Below are 18,303 nucleotides of genomic sequence, written 5' to 3' on the forward strand. Positions count from 1 at the left end.
GAGGCGTGAGCGCCAACAGAAACGAGCACAGCACTCCCCACCACGACAAGCTCCCCATCCGGATGCTGCACGACCGGGTTCTCGTGCGGCAGGAGACGGGTGAGGGCGAGCGGCGGTCGGGGGGCGGCATCCTGATTCCCGCCACCGCGGCGGTCGGGCGGCGGCTGGCCTGGGCCGAGGTCGTCGCCGTCGGTCAGAACGTCCGGACGGTGGAGCCCGGTGACCGCGTCCTGTTCGACCCGGAGGACCGGGCGGAGGTCGAGGTGCGGGGTGTGGCGTACGTGCTGATGCGCGAGCGTGACCTGCACGCCGTCGCCGCCGACCGGTTCGAGGGGTCGGAGGACTCCACGGGGCTGTACCTGTAGGAGGCATGGCGAAGAGGGCCGGTGACGATGGTCACCGGCCCTCTTCGGCATGCCTTTGTTATGTTCGGAAGGAGCCCGACGAGACGCGCCGTACCGGGTCGAAGGCAAAGACGACGCACCCCGAAGAGTTCACCGCGTCTCGGAGGTGCCTGTCATGGCCTGGGTTCTGCTCGTCGTCGCCGGTCTGCTGGAGGTCGGCTGGTCGATCGGGATGAAGTACAGCGAGGGTTTCACCCGTCTCGTCCCCAGCCTGTTCACCGGCGCCGGCATCGTGGCCAGCATGGTGCTGCTGTCGTACGCCGCGAGGTCCCTGCCGATCGGTACGGCGTACGGGGTGTGGGTGGGCATCGGCGCGGCCGGTGCGGCGGTGCTCGGCATGGTGGTGCTCGGTGAGCCGGCCACCGCCGCCCGGATCTTCTTCGTGTGTCTGCTGCTGGTCGCCGTGGTGGGGCTGAAGGCGACCAGCGGCCATTGACGGCGGCGGTGTCACCGCCGGGGTCGGCGTCGGGTCAGGTGCCGGGGAATCCTCCGGGGCCCGTGTCGGTGCCGGTGGTTCCGCCGCCTCCGTCCGCGGCCGTGCCGCCGCCGGTGGTGGGTCCGCCGCCGGTGGTACCGCCGCCCGGTGTCCCGCCGCCGGTGGTGGTTCCGCCGCCGGTCGTGGTGTCCCCGCCCCCGGTGGTGGCGCCCCCGTCGGTGGTCGGACCGCCGTCCGTGGTGGCGCCCCCGTCGGTGGTGGCGCCGCCGTTGGTCGGGGTGCTCGTGGTGCCGCCGTCGGTCGGGGTGGAGGTCGCGCCGCCGTCGGTCGGGGTGGCGGTGGCGCCGCCGTCGGTCGTGCCGCCGTCGGTGCCCGGCGTGGCGCTGCTGGTGGCGGGCGGCTCCTGGACCACGTCGGCGCCCTGCTCCAGCCGGAGGTCGAAGTCGCTGACCGGCTTGCCCTTCAGGGCGCTGCGCGTGTACTGCGCCCAGATCTGGGTGGGCGGGCCGCCGCCGTTCATGCGGGCCTGGCCGAGCGCCCCGTACAGCGGCTGCTGCTTGGCCGTCACCGGGTCCTGGCCCATGACGGAGACCACCGTGGCCAGGTCGGGGGTGTAGCCGGCGAACCAGGCGGCCTTGTCGCTCTCGGCGGTACCGGTCTTGCCGGCCGCCGGACGGCCGGCGGCCTGTGCGGCGGTGGCGGTGCCGCTCTGGACCACGCTCCGCAGGACCGAGGTGGTCGTGTCGGCGGCTTCGCGGCTGACGGCCTGCTTGGCCGGCTCGTCGGGCAGCTTGACCTCCTGGGTGCCCTCCTTGGTGATCTTCTCGACCAGGGTGTACGTGCCGTGCTTGCCGTGGTTGGCGAGCGTGGCGTAGGCCTCCGCCATGTCCAGGACGCTGGCGGTGGCGGTGCCGAGGGCGATGGAGGGGTACGGCTGGAGGTCCGGGGTGTCGGAGGGGACGCCGAGGTCGATCGCGGTCTGCTTGACCTTGGCGGGGCCGACGTCGACGGCCATCTGCGCGTACACGGAGTTCACCGAGAGGTCGGTGGCCTTGCGGACGGTGATCGGGCCGTACGACCGCTGGTCCTCGTTCTCGGGGGCGTAGCCGCCGCCGCTCCAGCCCTGGACGGGGCGCTGGTTGGTGCCGTCGTAGACGGTGTTCGGGGTGATGGTGCGGCCGTCCTGGGTGGTGGACCCGTTCTGTACGGCGGAGGTGAACACGAACGGCTTGAAGGTGGAGCCGACCTGGTAGTCACCGCGGGTGGCGCCGTTGGTGTACTGCTTCACGTAGTCGATGCCGCCGTACATCGCGACGACCTTGCCGGTCCTGGGGTCGACGGAGGCGCCGCCGGCCCGGACGTAGGTGTCGGCCTTGCGGTTCTTCTTGTCCAGCTTGGAGATCAGCTGGTCGTCGACCGCCTTGACGAAGGCGTCCTGCCGGTTCTTCTGGATGGTGGTGGTGATGCGGTAGCCGCCGGCCGCGAGGTGGTCGGCGTCGATGATGTTGTTGGTGGTCAGGTAGTGCTTGACCGCCTCGACGAGGTAGCCGCGCTGGCCGGACAGGCCGGTGGAGATGGTCTGTTCCTTCGGCATGGGGAACTTCATGCCGGCGCGCTCGGACTCGCTGAGCCAGCCCTTGGTGACCATGCCGTTGAGGACGTAGTTCCAGCGGGCGACGGCGGCCTTCCTGTTCTCCGGGTGCGCCACGACGTCGTACTCGCTCGGCGCGTTGACGAGCGCGGCGAGGTAGGCGGCGCGGGCCGGGTCGAGGTCGGAGGCGTCCCTGCCGTAGTAGGCCTGGGCGGCGGCCTGGATGCCGTAGGCGTTGCGGCCGAAGTAGCTGGTGTTGAGGTAGCCCTCCAGGATTTCGTCCTTGGACTTGTTCTGGTCGAGCTTGATCGAGATGAAGAACTCCTTGGCCTTGCGGGTGACCGTCTGTTCCTGGGCCAGGTAGTAGTTCTTCACGTACTGCTGGGTGATCGTCGAGCCGGACTGCTTGCCCTTGCCGGTCGCGGTGTTCCAGCCGGCGCGGATCATGGCCTTGAGGTCGACGGCGGACTCGGAGTAGAAGTCGCGGTCCTCGGCGGCCAGTACGGCGTGCTGGGCGTCCTTGGAGACCTGGGCGAGGCTGACGTTCTCGCGGTTGACCTTGCCGTCGCGGGCGAGCTGGGAGCCGTCGGCGTAGAGGTAGACGTTGCTCTGCTTGGTCGCGAAGGCGTTGGCGGGCGGGATCTTCACCAGGGAGTAGCCGACGAAGAACAGCCCGATGACCAGCAGTACGCCGATGAAGAGGGTGCCGAACACCATCCGCCACGTCGGGAAGATCCGCCGCCACCCGGTCCGCTTGGGCCGCTTGCCCTTCTTGCTCTTGGCCTTGCCGTCCGCCTTGCCGGCGGGGGTGTCGGCGTCGGCTGCGGCGAGGAGCGTGGTCTTGTCCTCGGGGGAGGTGGTGGAGGGGGTGGCGGGGGCTGAGGGGGAAGAGGCGGCGGCGGGCGTGGCGCCGGTCTTGGCGGCCTGGGCACCAGCGGCTCCGGCCGCCCGGGCGGCGCGGGCGGCACGGGCGGCGGCCGGGGAGGAAGCGGCGGTGGCACCGGCTGCGGACGCGGCGGTGGCACCGGCGCCGGACGCGGACGCGGCGGCCTGGGCGCCGGCTCCGGCGGCTCCGGCCGCCCGCGCGGCACGGGCGGCACGGGCGGCGGCCGGAGAGGAGCCGGCGGCACCGCCACCCGCACCACCAGCAGCGGAACCAGCACCGGCACCGGCCTGGGTGGCACGGTTCTCGCCGGCGGGGCGGGGCACGGTGGGGCGAGGGGGACGGCCGGAGGCGTCCGGCTTCGCGGCGGCGGCACCGGGGCCGCCGGGCTCGCCCTCGCGGGGCGCGTTGACCCGCCGGAGCACCTGCGTGGTCTCGGGCGCCTGGGCGGTGTCGCCCGTGTTCCCGGCCTTCGGTGCCTTGGGCGGGGTGATACGCCGAAGCACCTGCGTACTCTCGGCCGACGTCTGCGCGGACCCACCCCGGCCACTGGTGTCGGCCGACTTCTTGCCACCGGGACCCTGGCCTGCGGTGCCCTTGCCGGAGCCGGAAGCCGAGCCTCCGCCGGACGCCGGACCACGCCCGGAAGCCGAGCCTCCGCCGGACGCCGGACCACGACCGGGCGTCGAAGCGTCACCGGAGGTCGCGCCCGCGCCGGTGCCCTTGGGCCCCGACTGCTCCGTCCGGGCGCCGTGGGCCGCCTGGCGGGCCCGCGCCATGGAGGCCGTCCGGTCCGGGACCCCGGAGTCGGCCGCGCCGGAGCCGTCCCGGGACGCCGAAGCGGCCCGGCCGGCGTCGGACCGAGGGGCCGAACCTGCCCGGTCCGTGCCGCGGTCGGGCTTCCCCGGGGCGCTCGCCCGGGTGCCCCCGGCCGCGGGCCCGGTGCCCGGGGCGCGCTCGGGCCCGTCGGCGCTCCGCGGCTTCCCGCTGTCTCCGGGGCGCCCGGCGGGGCCGGCGGGCCTGTCGGGCGCGGCCCCCTGGGCAGGGGGGTCGGCGGGGTCTGGTGTCGGGATGTGCGGCTTGCGGCCCCCCGGGGTCCCGGGCCCCTCAGCCGGCAGCGGCCTCTTCGGTGCCACGCCGTCGTTCGGCTGCTGCGGCTGCGGCTCGTCGCTCATGTCGTGCACGGACTCCTGTTTTCAGCGTCGTACGTTCCCGTACGCCTCGTACGCTTCTGCGCTCCCCCTGCTTGAAGACTCTCGCACCTGGCGTTCCGTTCCCGGATTCCGGCACGCTTCCGGCAGAAAACGCGTGGCCGGCCGCCGGGCCTCCGGACTAGGCTCCTGCGCTTCGGTGTCGAGCAGTCCGAGGAGGTCGACTGGCGTGGGCGCTGGACGGTTGTACGCGGCCGTCGCGGCAGGGGGGTTCCGACGGTACGCGACCTATCGGGCGGCCACTGCGGCAGGGGTGTTCACGAACACCGTCTTCGGTCTCATTCTCGTCTACACGTACCGCGCGCTGTGGGACGAGAAGCCCCACCTCGGGGGGTACGACCAGGGGCAGGCCGTCACCTATGTCTGGCTGGGGCAGGCTTTCCTGTCGTCCCTCGCGATCGGGGGCGGCGGCGTCGAGGACGAGTTGATGGAGCGCATTCGTACGGGGGACGTGGCGATCGACCTGTACCGGCCCGTCGATCTGCAGGCGTGGTGGCTGGCGGCGGACGTCGGCCGGGCGTTGTTCCAGCTGCTGGGGCGGGGGGTCGTACCGTTCCTGTTCGGCGCGCTCTTCTTCCCGGCGTACCTGCCGGCCGACGCCGGCACGTGGGTGGCCTTCCTGATCGCGGTCGTCCTCGCCATGCTGGTCGGCTTCGGCATCCGCTACCTGGTCGCGCTGAGCGCGTTCTGGCTGCTGGACGGTACGGGGGTGGCGCAGATGGCGTGGCTGCTGGGGTCCTTCTGCTCGGGGATGCTGCTGCCGTTGAACGTGTTCCCGGGCGCGCTGGGCGAGGTCGTGCGGGCGTTGCCGTGGTCGTCGCTGCTGCAGGCGCCGGCGGACATCCTGCTGGGGGAGGCGGATCCGCTGTCCACCTATCTCTTCCAGGCCGCGTGGGCGGTGGTGCTGCTGGGTGCCGGGCGGCTGGTGCAGTCGGCGGCGACGCGCCGGGTGGTGGTGCAGGGTGGCTGAGGGGCGGGTGGAGCGGCTGGCCGAGGGGGTGCGGGCGTACCGGCTGGTCGCGGGGATGTGGATGCGGTCGACGATGGCGTACCGCGCGTCGTTCGCCATGACCACGTTCGGGAACTTCACGGCCACCTTCCTGGACTTCGTCGCGATCATGCTGATGTTCTCCCGGGTGGACGCGCTGGGCGGCTGGCCGCTGCCGGAGGTGGCGTTCCTGTACGGGCTGTCGGCGACGTCCTTCGGGCTCGCGGACCTGGTGATCGGGTCGATGGACCGGCTGGGGCGGCGGGTCCGGGACGGCACGCTGGACACGCTGCTGGTGCGGCCGGCGCCGGTGCTGGCGCAGATGGCGGCCGACCGGTTCGCGCTGCGCAGGCTGGGGCGGGTGACGCAGGGCGGGCTGGTCCTGGGCTGGGCGCTGACCCGGGTGGACATCGGCTGGACGGCGGACCGGCTGCTGCTGATGCCGGTGATGGTGGTGAGCGGCTGCGGGATCTTCTGTGCGGTGTTCGTGGCGGGCGCGGCGTTCCAGTTCCTGGCGCAGGACGCCGCCGAGGTGCAGAACGCGTTCACGTACGGCGGTACGACGCTGCTGCAGTATCCGCCGACGGTGTTCGCGAAGGAGCTGGTGCGCGGGGTGACGTTCGTGCTGCCGCTGGCCTTCGTCAACTGGCTGCCCGCGAGTTATGTGCTGGGGCGGCCGTATCCGTTGGGGCTGCCGGAGTGGACGGCGTTCACGCCGCCGCTGGTGGCCGTGGTCTGTTGTGCGCTCGCGGGGCTGGCCTGGCGGGCGGGACTTCGTTCGTACCGCAGCACGGGGAGCTGAGACGTGGCCGACGCCGTCGCGGGGGATGGGTTCATCGCCCTGGAGAAGGTCGAGAAGGTCTTCGAGGTGCGCCGCAAGTCGGGGTTCCTGAAGCGGGAGCGGCGTGCGGTGCGGGCGGTGGACGCGCTGTCGTTCACGGTGGCGCGCGGGGAGATGGTCGGGTACATCGGGCCGAACGGCGCCGGGAAGTCGACCACGATCAAGATGCTGACCGGGATCCTGACGCCGAGCGCCGGGCGGCTGCGGGTGGCGGGCATCGATCCGGCGCGGGAGCGGTCGCGGCTCGCGCACCGGATCGGGGTGGTGTTCGGCCAGCGGACCACGTTGTGGTGGGACCTGCCGCTGATCGACTCCTACCGGCTGGCGCACCGCATGTACCGCATCCCGGACGCCCGTTACCGGGAGAACCTGGACCGGCTGGTGGAACTGCTGGACCTGGGGGCGCTGTTGGACGTGCCGGTGCGGCAGCTGTCGCTGGGGCAGCGGATGCGCGGGGACATCGCGGCGGCGCTGCTGCACGATCCGGACGTGCTGTACCTGGACGAGCCGACGATCGGTCTGGACGTGGTGTCGAAGGCGAGGGTGCGGGAGTTCCTCAGGGAGGTGAACGCCGAGCGGGGTACGACGGTGCTGCTGACCACGCACGACCTGCAGGACATCGAGCAGTTGTGTTCCCGGGTGATGGTGATCGACCACGGGCGGCTGGTGTACGACGGGCCGCTCGCGGGGTTGCACGAGGCCGGGGAGAGCGAGCGGACGCTGGTGGTGGACCTGGAGCGGGAGCTGCCGCCGGTGGAGGTGCCGTCGGCGCGGGTGGTGCGGGTGGAGGGGCCGCGGCAGTGGCTGGCGTTCCCGGCGGGGCAGTCGGCGGCGCCGCTCGTCGCGCATCTGGCGGCCCGGTATCCGCTGGTGGACCTGTCGGTGCGGGAGCCGGACATCGAGGCCGTCATCGCCAGGATGTACGCCGAGAGGGCGGTCTCGTAGGCTGCTGCCATGAGCGACGACGCAGTCCCGGACCTCCGGGCGTCCGACGCCGACCGGGACCGGGTCGCCGAGGTCCTGCGGGACGCCCTGGCCGAGGGGCGGCTCGACATGGGGGAGTTCGAGGAGCGGCTGGAGTCGGCGTACCGGGCGCGGACGTACGGGGAGCTGGCTCCGCTGACCCGTGATCTGCCGGCGGCGGGTGCGGGCCCGCGTGTCTCCTTCGCGAAGGAGCCCGCGGTGAGCGGTGGTTGGGCGGACCGTGTCACCGGGGGCGGGTGGTCCTCGACGGGCGCGGTGGCCGTCCTGTCCGGTTTTGAGCGCAAGGGCCGCTGGACGGTGCCGAAGCGGTTCTCCTGCTTCACGTTCATGGGTGGCGGTGAACTCGACCTGCGGGAGGCGGACTTCGCCGACCGTGAGGTGGAGATCCGCTGCGTGGCGGTCATGGGCGGGGTGCAGGTGACCGTTCCGCCGGGTGTCGAGGTCGTCGTCCGCGGCATCGGCGTGATGGGCGCCTTCGAGCACCCGCGGGAGGACGGCCCGCCGGAGCCGGGTGCCCCCCGCGTGGTCCTCACCGGTTTCGCGTTCTGGGGCGGAGTGGGTGTGGAGCGAAAGCCGCCCCGGGCGAAACGCGGGCTGAGGCGGCGCGGAACGGCCTAGCCGCCCCCGCGTGTCCGAGGGGTGCGCCGCCGACGGGCGTCCCTGCCGTGCGTTTCTACGACGGCACACCTGCGACGTGCACGGCTACGACGTGCACACCTTCGTCAGCTCCCCCGCCGCGTCCGTCACCGGGCTCACGTCGGGCGTCTCGTCGCCGTTCCTGATGGCCGTCCGGACGTTGGCGACGGCCTTGTCGAGGTCGTCCACGGCTTTGTTGACGTCGGCGTCGTCGGTCTTGTCGCCGATCTTCCGCAGGCTCTTGTCGATGGAGTCGAGCGAGGCGTCGGCCTGGGAGGGGTCGTTGGCGGCGTTCTCCACGGCCTGCTGGAGGTCGGTGACGTTGTCGGCGATGGCGTCGGCGGTCTGCACGCAGTCCAGCGCCTTGCCGACGGCGTCGCAGCCGGTGATGAGGCCGGCGGCGAGTGCGGCGGTCGCTACGGCGGCGGCGACGGCGGTGAGCCTGCCTCGGCGTCGGCTGGCGGCCATGGTCGGTTCCCTCCCCTGGTACGGCTGGCCGGGCGCACGGCGGTGAGCCGTACGCCCGTATCCAGAGGGACGCCGGAAGGACCCGGCGGGTTGCCCGGGCCTTGAAGCTTTCTTTACGCGCGCGTGTCGGCCAGTGCCGCCTGCTGGAGCGCGGCCAGGTCGGTGCAGCCGGCCACGGCGAGGTCGAGCAGGGCGTTCAGCTCGTCGCGGGCGAAGGGGGCGGCCTCGGCGGTGCCCTGGACCTCGACGAAGCGGCCGTCGCCGGTGCAGACGACGTTCATGTCGGTCTCGGCGCGCACGTCCTCCTCGTAGCAGAGGTCGAGCAGCGGGACGCCGCCGACGATGCCGACCGAGACCGCGCTCACGGTTCCGGTCAGCGGCCGGCGGCCGGCCTTGATCAGCTTCTTGCCCTGGGCCCAGGCGACGGCGTCGGCGAGGGCGACGTAGGCGCCGGTGATGGCCGCGGTGCGGGTGCCGCCGTCGGCCTGGAGGACGTCGCAGTCGAGGACGATGGTGTTCTCGCCGAGCGCCTTGTAGTCGATGACGGCGCGCAGGGAGCGGCCGATGAGCCGGGAGATCTCGTGGGTGCGGCCGCCGATCCTGCCCTTGACGGACTCGCGGTCGCCGCGGGTGTTGGTGGCGCGGGGCAGCATGGCGTACTCCGCGGTGACCCAGCCTTCGCCGCTGCCCTTGCGCCAGCGCGGGACGCCCTCGGTGACGGAGGCGGTGCAGAAGACCTTGGTGTCGCCGAAGGAGACGAGGACGGAGCCCTCGGCGTGCTTGCTCCATCCCCGTTCGATGGTGACCGGGCGGAGCTGTTCGGGAGTACGGCCGTCGATGCGAGACATGCGGACGAGCCTAGCCGTCCATACGGAAGGGGCTCCTCCCGCGTCGGGAAGAGCCCCTGTTCCGGTGAGCCGGCCGGCTCACATCATGTCTTCGATCTCCGCGGCGATCGGGTCGGCGTCGGTGCCGATGACGACCTGGACGGCGGTGCCCATCCTGACGACGCCGTGGGCGCCGGCGGCCTTCAGGGCGGTCTCGTCGATCAGGTCGGGGTCGGACACCTCGGTGCGCAGCCGGGTGATGCAGCCCTCGATCTCCTCGATGTTGTCGATGCCGCCGAGGCCGGCGACGATCTTCTCAGCCTTGCTGGCCATGTTCCTTCTCCCTGCTCCGAACCGCTTTGTCGCAGTAACCCACAGTTGGCCCATCTTCGCGAGCGGTCATGCCGTCCGTGCCGGATGATCACGACAGCGGAACCGTCCGTCGACTGGTCTACACCACCGTGGGGAAGGTCGCCAAACCCATGAGTGCCAAGAGCGCGGCACGTCCGGCGAGGGCCCGCTGGAACAGCGTGTTCCAGGGCATGCAGAAGATGGGCCGCAGCCTCCAGCTGCCCATCGCCGTCCTGCCGGCCGCGGGCATCCTGAACCGGCTGGGACAGCCCGACGTGTTCGGCGCGGACGGCCTGGGCTGGACGAACGTCTCGAAGGTGATGAGCGGGGCCGGCGGCACGCTGCTCGACGGACAGCTGGGGCTGCCGATGCTGTTCTGCGTGGGCGTCGCGATCGGCATGGCGAAGAAGGCCGACGGGTCGACGGCGCTCGCGGCGGTGACGGGCTTCCTCGTCTACTACGGCGTCCTGCGCCAGTTCCCGCGGGAGTGCCCGGCGGGCGCGAAGGCGGTCCTCACGGGCTGCCAGGCGGCGAGCGGCGCGGTGTCCGCGTTCACCTACCAGAACCCGGGCGTCTTCGGCGGCATCGTCATGGGCCTGCTGGCCGCCTTCTTCTGGGCCCGCTACCACCGCACGAGACTGGTCGACTGGCTGGGCTTCTTCAACGGGCGCCGGCTGGTGCCGATCATCATGGCCTTCGTCGCGATCCTGTTCGCGGTGGTGTGCCTGTTCGTCTGGCCGCCGGTCGGCGCCGCGCTGGAGAGCTTCGGCGGGTGGCTCAGGGACGCGGGCCCCTGGGGCGCGGGCGTCTTCGGGGTGGCCAACCGCGCGCTGCTCGTCGTCGGCCTGCACCAGTTCCTGAACGTGCCCGTCTGGTTCCAGTTCGGCAGCTGTACCAAGCCGGACGGCACGGTGGTGCACGGCGACATCAACATGTTCCTGCAGGGCGACCCGGACGCCGGCCAGTTCACCTCGGGCTTCTTCCCGATCATGATGTTCGCGCTGCCCGCCGCCGCGCTGGCCATCACGCACTGCGCCCGGCCGGAGCGCCGCAAGGAGGTCGGCGGGCTGATGCTGTCGGTCGCGCTGACGTCGTTCGTCACCGGCATCACCGAGCCGCTCGAATACTCCTTCATGTTCATCGCGCCCGCGCTGTACGCGGTGCACGCGCTGCTCACGGGTGCCTCGATGGCGGTGACCTGGGCGCTCGGCTCGCACGACGGCTTCAGCTTCTCCGCGGGCCTGATCGACTACGTCATCAACTGGCGCCTGGCGACCAGGCCCTGGCTGATCATCCCGATCGGGCTGTGCTTCGCGGCCGTGTACTACGCCGTCTTCCGCTTCGCCATCACGAGGTTCGACCTGAGGACACCGGGGCGCGAGCCGGTGGACGAGGTGGAGGACGTCACCAAGGTCTGAGATCGGCGAGGTCCGACGGCGTCCGGCCCGGCGTGGCGGGGCGCACAGCGCGTAGTGCCGTGGTAGCGGATTCGCGGGTTCCTTATGCCGCCTTCATCGTGCTACAACAGGTCTACACCACTGCTGGTGTAGACCAGAGACGCTGCCGTCCCTTCCTTGGTTCCGGGCGGCGCCTTGCCCGATGGAGGAACTTGTGACCACGGCCAGCGCCGCTCCCGCGGCCGAGAAGAAGAAGGGCGCCGGGGCGATGGCTGTGCTCCAGCGCATCGGCCGCAGCCTGATGCTGCCGGTCGCGGTGCTGCCCGCCGCCGCCCTCCTGGTGCGCCTGGGCAACACCGACATGCTGGGTCGCCCGTCCTTCCCGACCTTCCTGACGAAGATAGCGTCGTTCATGGCGGCCGGCGGCAACGCCATCCTCGACAACATGGCGCTGCTGTTCGCGGTGGGCATCGCGATCGGCTTCGCGAAGAAGTCGGACGGCTCCACGGCCCTCGCCGCGGTCGTCGGGTACCTGGTCTTCAAGAACGTGCTCGGCACCTTCACCGACAAGAACCTGCCGAAGGTCGCGGCCGTCGTCGACGGCAAGATCGTCATGCAGAACGCCCCGGTGGACGCGAAGGTCCTCGGCGGTGTCGTGATGGGCATCGTCGTGGCCCTTCTGTACCAGCGCTTCTACCGCACCAAGCTGCCCGACTGGGCGGGCTTCTTCGGCGGCCGCCGGCTCGTCCCGATCCTGTCGGCCTTCGCCGGCCTGGTCCTCGGCATCGTCTTCGGCTACATCTGGCCGGTCCTCGGCACGGGTCTGCACAACTTCGGCGAGTGGCTGGTGAAGTCCGGCGCGGTCGGCGCGGGCATCTTCGGTGTCGCCAACCGTGCGCTGATCCCGATCGGCATGCACCACCTGCTCAACTCGTTCCCGTGGTTCCAGGCGGGCGAGTACCACGGCAAGAGCGGTGACATCGCGCGCTTCCTGGCCGGCGACCCGCACGCGGGCCAGTTCATGACCGGCTTCTTCCCGATCATGATGTTCGCCCTGCCGGCCGCGTGCCTGGCGATCGTGCACTGCGCCCGGCCCGAGCGCCGCAAGGTCGTCGGCGGCATGATGTTCTCGCTGGCGCTGACGTCCTTCGTCACCGGTGTCACCGAGCCCATCGAGTTCACCTTCATGTTCATCGCGCCGGTCCTGTACGCGATCCACGCCGTCCTCACCGGTGTCTCGATGGCGCTGACCTGGTCGCTGGGCATGAAGGACGGCTTCGGCTTCTCGGCGGGCGCGGTCGACTTCGGTCTGAACCTGGGCATCGCGAGCAATCCGTGGGGCCTGGTCCTGGTCGGCCTGTGCTTCGCGGCGGTCTACTACGTGGTCTTCCGCTTCGCGATCACCAGGTTCAACCTGCCGACCCCGGGCCGCGAGTCCGACGAGGAACTGGCGGAACTGCAGAAGGCGGAAGCCAAGTAAGGCCAAGTAACAGGGCCGAGCCGCAGACGGCGACGAGGGCCCCGGAACCGACGAGGTTCCGGGGCCCTCGTGCGCGTGCCCCGCGTCAGATCGCGTACGTCACCCGCGGCGCGGCCAGCTCCACCGGCCCGTCGAACACCTCGCGCGCGTCCCGCAGGTTGATTTGGGCGTCGGTCCACGGCGGGATGTGGGTGAGGACCAGCCGCCGGGCGCCCGCGCGCGCGGCCGTCTCCCCCGCCTCGCGCCCGGTGAGGTGCAGGTCGGGGATGGTCTCCTTGCCGTGCGTGAACGCCGCCTCGCACAGGAACAGGTCGGTGTCCCGGGCCAGCGCGTCCAGCGCCTCGCTGACGCCCGTGTCGCCGGAGTACGTCAGGGACTTCCCGCCGTGCTCGATCCGGATGCCGTAGGCCTCCACGGGGTGGCGGACCCGCTCGGTGTGCACGGTGAAGGGGCCGATCTCGAAGGTGGACGGCTTGACCGTGTGGAAGTCGAAGACCTCGCTCATGGAGGAGGCGGAGGGGGTGTCCGCGTAGGCCGTGGTCAGGCGGTGTTCGGTGCCCTCGGGTCCGTAGACCGGGACGGGGTCGCACCGGCCGCCGTCGTGGCGGTAGTAGCGCGCCACGAAGTACGCGCACATGTCGATGCAGTGATCGGCGTGCAGATGGCTGAGGAAGATCGCGTCGAGGTCGTAGAGACCGCAGTGGCGCTGCAGCTCGCCGAGGGCGCCGTTGCCCATGTCGAGGAGCAGCCGGAAGCCGTCGGCCTCGAGGAGGTAGCTCGAACAGGCCGATTCCGCGGACGGGAACGACCCCGAGCAGCCGACGACGGTGAGCTTCATGAAGCAGAAACCTCCGTTGGCGGGAAAGCGATGGTCGGGACGAGGAACCACTCGGGAAGGAGGGCTGTCGGGGGTCGTGCGGTGCGTCGAGCGTAAGGCGCGAAAGCACGGGTCGCTCCTCCGCCAGGGGCCGTTGTGGGCGAACTCACCTGTGCTGTCACCGGTTCGGCTGGACATGGGGCGCACAAGGATCGGCGGAGGGCGCGCGATGTACGACGCACGCCGGTAACGTCGTCGTATGGACACGTCCTGGTGGCTGGCCCTCGCCGCGGTGGTACTGCTCGCGCTGGTCGCCACGCTGGTCGACGGCTGGGGCCGCGGGCGCCGGCCCGGTGGGCGACGCCTGCGGCCCCCGGGCCGTCCGGGCCCGCGGACGAGCCACGCCGTACGGCCGTCCCCCGGGGACATCTGGTGGGCGGACGTCCCCTACGAGGACCGGCCCGGGGTGAAGGACCGGCCCTGCCTGGTGCTGGCCGTACGCGGGAACCGGGCCACGGTCGCCAAGATCACCAGCAAGTACCACGACGAGCGCTGCGGCGTGATCCCGCTGCCGCCGGGCGCGGTCGGCGACGCCCAGGGCCGGCCCAGCTTCCTGGAGACCGACGAGCTGCGCGAGGTGCCGGTGAGCGGTTTCCGCCGCCGGGTCGGCGTGGTCGACCCGGTCCTGTGGGACCAGGTGAGGCACCTCGCGGGCTAGGGTCGCAGACCCCCTAGCTCACCCGGACGGTGACCGTCCACTCCTCGATGCCCTTGCAGGAGACCCGGCCCGGTGCGGTGGGCTGGGCGCACAGGGGGCGGGACGAGGTGAGCCTCACGGTGCCGGCGGCCACCGCCCGGTAGGCGGCGGTGGCGTCACCCGGCCGCAGGACGAAGCCCGCGTTGACGGCCTCCAGTCCCGTGCCGCTCGCGGTGACCGGCTTCCAGGGCCGGGCCGTGGTGCCGTCCAGTGTCAGCCGGACCTCGCCGCCCTTGGTCACGCAGACGGTACGGCCGTGCGCGGCGGCCGTCAGCTCCACGTGAGCGGTGCAGTCGCCGGCGGAGCGGCCGGGCGACGGGGTGGTCCCGCCGCGCGGCGGGACCGACACCTTGCCGCCGCTCCCGGTGTCCTGCCGGGAGCCGCAGCCCGCGAGGAGCAGCGCTGCCGCCGCGAGGGCGAGGGGCGTCGTACGGCGCATGGTTCCGCCTTTCTGCCGGGGTGCTGGTACGGGTGTGACGTACCACCGGCGTGCGCGGATCCCTCGCGGGGCCTACGCCCAGAGCTGGCCCTGGAGCGTCTCGATGGCCTCCTCCGTGGTGGCCGCGGTGTAGACGCCGGTGGAGAGGTACTTCCAGCCGCCGTCGGCCACGACGAAGACGATGTCGGCGTTCTCGCCCGCCGTGACGGCCTTCCTGCCGACGCCGATCGCCGCGTGCAGGGCGGCGCCGGTGGAGACGCCCGCGAAGATGCCCTCCTGCTGGAGGAGTTCGCGGGTGCGGGTGACCGCGTCGGCCGAGCCGACCGAGAAGCGGTTGGTGAGGACGGAGGCGTCGTACAGCTCGGGGACGAAGCCCTCGTCGAGGTTGCGCAGGCCGTAGACCAGGTCGTCGTAGCGCGGCTCGGCGGCGACGATCCGCACGTCCGGCTTGTGCTCGCGCAGGTAGCGGCCGACGCCCATGAGGGTGCCGGTGGTGCCGAGGCCGGCCACGAAGTGGGTGATCGAGGGCAGGTCGGCGAGGATCTCCGGGCCGGTGGTGGCGTAGTGGGCGCCCGCGTTGTCCGGGTTGCCGTACTGGTAGAGCATCACCCAGTCGGGGTGCTCGGCGGCCAGTTCCTTGGCCATGCGCACGGCGGTGTTGGAGCCGCCGGCGGCCGGCGAGGGGATGATCTCGGCGCCCCACATGCCGAGCAGGTCCCGGCGCTCCTGCGAGGTGTTCTCCGGCATCACGCACACCATGCGGTAGCCCTTGAGCCTGGCCGCCATGGCGAGGGAGATGCCGGTGTTGCCGGAGGTGGGCTCCAGGATGGTGCAGCCCGGGGTGAGCCGGCCGTCCTTCTCCGCCTGCTCGATCATGTGCAGGGCGGGGCGGTCCTTGACGGAGCCGGTGGGGTTGCGGTCCTCCAGCTTGGCCCAGATACGGACGTCCAGGGACGGCGACAGCCGCGGCAGGCGCACCAGGGGGGTGTTGCCCACCGCGGCCAGCGGGGAGTCGTAGCGCATCGCTGCTCAGCGGCCGATCAGCGCATGCCGCCGGCGACGGCCGGCAGGATCGTCACGTTGTCGCCGTCGGACAGCTTGGTGCCGATGCCGTCCAGGAAGCGGACGTCCTCGTCGTTGAGGTAGACGTTGACGAAGCGGCGCAGCTGGTCGCCGTCCACGATGCGGGCCTGGATGCCCGCGTGCCGGGTCTCGAGGTCGGCGAACAGCTCGGCGAGGGTGTCCCCGTTGCCCTCCACCGCCTTCTGGCCGTCGGTGTACGGGCGGAGGATGGTCGGGATGCGGACCTCGATGGCCATGATTGCGGGCTCCTGTCGGAAAGGGTTCGGGTCTGAGCACACGGCGGCGCGCCGCGGCCCACGGCCGTACGGCGGCAGGGAACGTCAACAGATGGCGCTGTTCAGCCTGCACAGGTCGACGTGCAGCCGGGCCACGAGCAGCACGCTCGGCACCTTGTCGCTCACGTCGTTCAGAACCATGGGCTCATCGTATCGATTCCCGGTCCGGATCCCGGAGTGTGATCTCGCATCGTGGATGATCGCCGCCCGCATCACGGTCAGTACGCCTCGACGACCCTGACCTCCTCCTCGGTGACCTGGCCGTCCACGATCCGGAAGGAGCGGAACTGGAACTCGCCGAGGCCGTCGGTGTCGGCGGTGGAGACCAGCACGTAGTGGGCACCGGGCTCGTTGGCGTAGGAGATGTCGGTGCGCGAGGGGTAGGCCTCGGTGGCGGTGTGCGAGTGGTAGACGACCACCGGGTCCTCGTCGCGGTCGTCCAGCTCGCGGTAGAGCTTCAGCAGGTCGCCCGAGTCGAACTCGTAGAAGGTGGGCGACATCGCCGCGTTCAGCATGGGGATGAAGCGCTCGGGGCGGTCCGCGCCCGCCGGGCCCGCCACCACGCCGCACGCCTCGTCGGGGTGGTCCTTGCGCGCGTGGGCGACGATCCGGTCGTACAGGGCCTGGGTGATGGTCAGCATGGGGGTCAGGATAAGCAGAGGGGCCGTCCCGTACCGAGGGATGGTACGGGACGGCCCGCATGCTGGACGTCCTGAGCGGCGGCCGCCGGGGGCGCCACGAGAGCTCCCGGCGGCCGGACGTCCTATCCGGAGGGTCCGGGGGTCCGGACGGGGAGTCCGGAGGGTCTGGGTCAGCGCTTGCGGAAGGCCGCGGCCTCCGGGTTGCGGCGCTTGAGCACCAGGTAGGCGACACCGAGGATCAGCGCCCACAGCGGGGCACAGTACAGGGAGACCCGGGCGTCCTTGTCGATGCCCATCATCACGATCACCATGCCGATGAAGGCGAGCGCGAACCAGCTGGTCCACGGCGCGCCCGGGGCACGGAACTCCGAGCGGGGCAGCTCGCCGCGGTCGGACTTGGCGCGGTAGCGGATCTGGCAGAACAGGATGACGATCCAGGCCCACATGCCGGAGATGGTCGCGAAGGACACCACGTAGTCGAACGCCTTGCCCGGCCACTGGTAGTTGATCCAGACGCCGACCAGCATCAGCGCGGCGGAGAACGTCGTGCCGACGAGCGGGGTGCCGCTGCGGGTCAGCTTGGTGAAGAACTTCGGGCCCTGGCTGTTGAGCGCGAGGTCGCGCAGCATGCGGCCGGTGGAGTACATGCCGGAGTTGCAGGAGGACAGCGCCGCGGTGAGCACGACGAAGTTCACGATGCCGGCGCCGGCGGGGAGGCCCATCTTCTCGAAAGCGACCACGAAGGGACTGTTGCCCGCGCTGAAGTTCGTCCACGGCACGACCGACAGGATCATGATCAGCGCGCCGACGTAGAAGACGGCGATGCGCCACGGCACGGTGTTGATCGCCTTGGGCAGCACGGTCTTGGGGTCCTTGGACTCGCCCGCGGTCACACCGACCAGCTCGACGGCGAGGAAGGCGAACATGACCATCTGGAGGGTCATCAGCGTGTTGCCGACACCGTGCGGGAAGAAGCCGCCGTCGCTCCACAGGTGGCTGACGGAGGCGGTGTCACCGGCGTCGGAGAAGCCGATGGTGAGGATGCCGGCGCAGATCAGGATCATGCCGATGATGGCGGTGACCTTGACCATGGAGAACCAGAACTCCAGCTCGCCGAAGAGCTTCACGGAGATCAGGTTGGCGCCGTACAGGACGATCGTGAAGACCAGGGCCGACACCCACTGCGGGATGTCCCACCAGTACGTCATGTAGGCGGCCGCGGCCGTGACCTCGGTGATGCCCGTGACCACCCAGAACAGCCAGTACGTCCATCCGGTCACGAAACCGGCGAACGGGCCGATGAACTCGCGCGCGTACTCCGAGAAGGAGCCCGACACCGGGCGGTACATCAGCAGCTCGCCGAGGGCCCGCATGATGAAGAAGATGACGAGGCCCGCGATGGCGTACGCCAGGATCAGGCTCGGTCCCGCCTTGGAGATACCCTTGCCCGCGCCGAGGAAGAGGCCGGTGCCGATGGCACCGCCGATGGCGATCATCTGGATCTGCCGGGCCCCGAGCCCGCGCTGGTAGCCCTCGCCCTCGCCGTCCTCCGCACGCGCGGCCTCGTTGCCGTCGCGGTGCTGATCGACCTGCGCTGAGGTCATGTGTGGTGCGCCTTTCTCCATGCCGACCCGGGCCTGTCGTCGGCCTCGGATCGGGTCTCGATCCCCCCGGATGATGGAGCTGTCTGCCTGGCCGACGGTCGTCGGCTCGGTGGCGCACCCGGCCGAACATGGGTGGTGTCGGTCGGGCGGTCGTGAAGATTTATCACGGCCGCAATACTGATCACAGAGG

Annotated in this window: 20 protein-coding genes and 1 riboswitch; of the genes, 9 read left to right on the plus strand and 11 right to left on the minus strand. The window is 71.2% G+C overall.

Translation table 11 applies throughout. The features are described 5' to 3' along the window. Positions 1–5 precede the first annotated feature (5 nt). Together ACZ7N4_RS05475 and sugE are read left to right on the plus strand one after the other, a co-directional pair. The gene (locus ACZ7N4_RS05475; protein WP_014672972.1) at positions 6–365 is read left to right on the plus strand and encodes a GroES family chaperonin; all 360 of its coding nucleotides are present in this window, start codon (positions 6–8) and stop codon (positions 363–365) included. Positions 366–412: 47 nt separating this feature from the next. Next, a riboswitch (guanidine-III (ykkC-III) riboswitch) is annotated at positions 413–485 on the plus strand. A gap of 34 nt (positions 486–519) precedes the next feature. After that, positions 520–840 carry a quaternary ammonium compound efflux SMR transporter SugE gene (gene sugE, locus ACZ7N4_RS05480; protein WP_471354045.1) on the plus strand — a complete coding sequence of 107 codons (321 nt, stop codon included), beginning with the start codon at positions 520–522 and terminating at the stop codon, positions 838–840. 34 nt (positions 841–874) lie between these two features. On the opposite strand, the gene ACZ7N4_RS05485 is transcribed toward sugE, so the two are convergent. After that, entirely contained in the window at positions 875–3,820 is a 2,946-nt protein-coding gene (locus ACZ7N4_RS05485) for a transglycosylase domain-containing protein (RefSeq protein WP_471354047.1), read from the minus strand. Positions 3,821–4,694: 874 nt separating this feature from the next. Here ACZ7N4_RS05485 and ACZ7N4_RS05490 point away from each other — a divergent pair. The 4 genes from ACZ7N4_RS05490 to ACZ7N4_RS05505 are packed head-to-tail and all read left to right on the plus strand — an operon-like array spanning position 4,695 to position 7,956. Beyond that, on the plus strand, positions 4,695–5,495 hold the full coding sequence (locus ACZ7N4_RS05490) for an ABC transporter permease (RefSeq protein WP_471354049.1): 801 nt from the start codon (positions 4,695–4,697) through the stop codon (positions 5,493–5,495). Continuing rightward, positions 5,488–6,315, plus strand: a complete 828-nt coding sequence (locus ACZ7N4_RS05495; RefSeq protein ID WP_471354051.1) for an ABC transporter permease — start codon at positions 5,488–5,490, stop codon at positions 6,313–6,315. The genes ACZ7N4_RS05490 and ACZ7N4_RS05495 overlap by 8 nt, the downstream gene beginning before the upstream one ends. 3 nt (positions 6,316–6,318) lie before the next feature. Then, the gene (locus tag ACZ7N4_RS05500) at positions 6,319–7,299 is read left to right on the plus strand and encodes an ABC transporter ATP-binding protein (RefSeq protein ID WP_471354054.1); all 981 of its coding nucleotides are present in this window, start codon (positions 6,319–6,321) and stop codon (positions 7,297–7,299) included. Between the two features lie 9 nt (positions 7,300–7,308). After that, positions 7,309–7,956 (plus strand): DUF1707 SHOCT-like domain-containing protein, encoded by a 648-nt coding sequence (locus tag ACZ7N4_RS05505; protein ID WP_471354056.1) that lies wholly within the window; start codon positions 7,309–7,311, stop codon positions 7,954–7,956. Between the two features lie 84 nt (positions 7,957–8,040). Here the strand turns inward: ACZ7N4_RS05505 and ACZ7N4_RS05510 are convergent, their stop codons facing one another. From ACZ7N4_RS05510 to ACZ7N4_RS05520, 3 genes are all read right to left on the minus strand, one after another. Continuing rightward, positions 8,041–8,442: a prefoldin domain-containing protein gene (locus ACZ7N4_RS05510; protein ID WP_471354059.1), complete on the minus strand. Its 402-nt coding sequence runs from the start codon at positions 8,440–8,442 to the stop codon at positions 8,041–8,043. Positions 8,443–8,555: 113 nt separating this feature from the next. Continuing rightward, complete coding sequence (rph, locus tag ACZ7N4_RS05515) at positions 8,556–9,290, minus strand: ribonuclease PH (protein ID WP_471354061.1); 735 nt, start codon at positions 9,288–9,290, stop codon at positions 8,556–8,558. Between the two features lie 78 nt (positions 9,291–9,368). Further along, positions 9,369–9,602 carry a PTS sugar transporter subunit IIB gene (locus ACZ7N4_RS05520; protein ID WP_471354064.1) on the minus strand — a complete coding sequence of 78 codons (234 nt, stop codon included), beginning with the start codon at positions 9,600–9,602 and terminating at the stop codon, positions 9,369–9,371. A 149-nt stretch (positions 9,603–9,751) separates the two neighbouring features. On the opposite strand from ACZ7N4_RS05520, the gene ACZ7N4_RS05525 reads away from it, so the two are divergent. Then, positions 9,752–11,038 (plus strand): PTS transporter subunit EIIC, encoded by a 1,287-nt coding sequence (locus ACZ7N4_RS05525; protein ID WP_471354066.1) that lies wholly within the window; start codon positions 9,752–9,754, stop codon positions 11,036–11,038. Between the two features lie 193 nt (positions 11,039–11,231). Further along, a complete protein-coding gene (locus ACZ7N4_RS05530; protein WP_471354068.1) occupies positions 11,232–12,497 on the plus strand; it encodes a PTS transporter subunit EIIC in 1,266 nt (421 codons plus the stop codon). Between the two features lie 85 nt (positions 12,498–12,582). Here ACZ7N4_RS05530 and ACZ7N4_RS05535 read toward each other — a convergent pair whose 3' ends face one another. Continuing rightward, on the minus strand, positions 12,583–13,335 hold the full coding sequence (locus ACZ7N4_RS05535) for an MBL fold metallo-hydrolase (protein ID WP_471354069.1): 753 nt from the start codon (positions 13,333–13,335) through the stop codon (positions 12,583–12,585). Between the two features lie 238 nt (positions 13,336–13,573). Here ACZ7N4_RS05535 and ACZ7N4_RS05540 point away from each other — a divergent pair, with 238 nt between their 5' ends. Then, complete coding sequence (locus ACZ7N4_RS05540) at positions 13,574–14,032, plus strand: type II toxin-antitoxin system PemK/MazF family toxin (RefSeq protein ID WP_471354072.1); 459 nt, start codon at positions 13,574–13,576, stop codon at positions 14,030–14,032. Positions 14,033–14,045: 13 nt separating this feature from the next. On the opposite strand, the gene ACZ7N4_RS05545 is transcribed toward ACZ7N4_RS05540, so the two are convergent. From ACZ7N4_RS05545 to ACZ7N4_RS05570, 6 genes are all read right to left on the minus strand, one after another. Beyond that, positions 14,046–14,510 (minus strand): hypothetical protein, encoded by a 465-nt coding sequence (locus ACZ7N4_RS05545; protein ID WP_471354074.1) that lies wholly within the window; start codon positions 14,508–14,510, stop codon positions 14,046–14,048. 72 nt (positions 14,511–14,582) lie between these two features. Next, on the minus strand, positions 14,583–15,533 hold the full coding sequence (locus ACZ7N4_RS05550; protein ID WP_471354075.1) for a PLP-dependent cysteine synthase family protein: 951 nt from the start codon (positions 15,531–15,533) through the stop codon (positions 14,583–14,585). A gap of 17 nt (positions 15,534–15,550) precedes the next feature. Next, a complete protein-coding gene (locus tag ACZ7N4_RS05555; protein ID WP_471354077.1) occupies positions 15,551–15,829 on the minus strand; it encodes a MoaD/ThiS family protein in 279 nt (92 codons plus the stop codon). An 84-nt stretch (positions 15,830–15,913) separates the two neighbouring features. Next, positions 15,914–16,009, minus strand: coding sequence for a putative leader peptide (locus ACZ7N4_RS05560; protein WP_467929793.1), 96 nt, complete (start codon positions 16,007–16,009; stop codon positions 15,914–15,916). A gap of 77 nt (positions 16,010–16,086) precedes the next feature. Then, positions 16,087–16,509 carry a M67 family metallopeptidase gene (locus ACZ7N4_RS05565; RefSeq protein ID WP_471354080.1) on the minus strand — a complete coding sequence of 141 codons (423 nt, stop codon included), beginning with the start codon at positions 16,507–16,509 and terminating at the stop codon, positions 16,087–16,089. A 170-nt stretch (positions 16,510–16,679) separates the two neighbouring features. Further along, positions 16,680–18,113 carry an amino acid permease gene (locus ACZ7N4_RS05570; RefSeq protein ID WP_471354082.1) on the minus strand — a complete coding sequence of 478 codons (1,434 nt, stop codon included), beginning with the start codon at positions 18,111–18,113 and terminating at the stop codon, positions 16,680–16,682. Positions 18,114–18,303: the final 190 nt, after the last annotated feature.

It is taken from the genome of Streptomyces sp. NPDC107654 (assembly GCF_055639035.1).

Bases quoted from the DNA above. Each gene is read 5' to 3' on its own strand.
- sugE (WP_471354045.1), top strand. From the start codon at position 520: ATGGCCTGGGTTCTGCTCGTCGTCGCCGGTCTGCTGGAGGTCGGCTGG.
- ACZ7N4_RS05505 (WP_471354056.1), top strand. From the start codon at position 7,309: ATGAGCGACGACGCAGTCCCGGACCTCCGGGCGTCCGACGCCGACCGG.
- ACZ7N4_RS05510 (WP_471354059.1), bottom strand. From the start codon at position 8,442: ATGGCCGCCAGCCGACGCCGAGGCAGGCTCACCGCCGTCGCCGCCGCC.
- rph (WP_471354061.1), bottom strand. From the start codon at position 9,290: ATGTCTCGCATCGACGGCCGTACTCCCGAACAGCTCCGCCCGGTCACC.
- ACZ7N4_RS05520 (WP_471354064.1), bottom strand. From the start codon at position 9,602: ATGGCCAGCAAGGCTGAGAAGATCGTCGCCGGCCTCGGCGGCATCGAC.
- ACZ7N4_RS05525 (WP_471354066.1), top strand. From the start codon at position 9,752: ATGAGTGCCAAGAGCGCGGCACGTCCGGCGAGGGCCCGCTGGAACAGC.
- ACZ7N4_RS05535 (WP_471354069.1), bottom strand. From the start codon at position 13,335: ATGAAGCTCACCGTCGTCGGCTGCTCGGGGTCGTTCCCGTCCGCGGAA.
- ACZ7N4_RS05540 (WP_471354072.1), top strand. From the start codon at position 13,574: ATGGACACGTCCTGGTGGCTGGCCCTCGCCGCGGTGGTACTGCTCGCG.
- ACZ7N4_RS05545 (WP_471354074.1), bottom strand. From the start codon at position 14,510: ATGCGCCGTACGACGCCCCTCGCCCTCGCGGCGGCAGCGCTGCTCCTC.
- ACZ7N4_RS05550 (WP_471354075.1), bottom strand. From the start codon at position 15,533: ATGCGCTACGACTCCCCGCTGGCCGCGGTGGGCAACACCCCCCTGGTG.
- ACZ7N4_RS05555 (WP_471354077.1), bottom strand. From the start codon at position 15,829: ATGGCCATCGAGGTCCGCATCCCGACCATCCTCCGCCCGTACACCGAC.
- ACZ7N4_RS05560 (WP_467929793.1), bottom strand. From the start codon at position 16,009: ATGGTTCTGAACGACGTGAGCGACAAGGTGCCGAGCGTGCTGCTCGTG.
- ACZ7N4_RS05565 (WP_471354080.1), bottom strand. From the start codon at position 16,509: ATGCTGACCATCACCCAGGCCCTGTACGACCGGATCGTCGCCCACGCG.
- ACZ7N4_RS05570 (WP_471354082.1), bottom strand. From the start codon at position 18,113: ATGACCTCAGCGCAGGTCGATCAGCACCGCGACGGCAACGAGGCCGCG.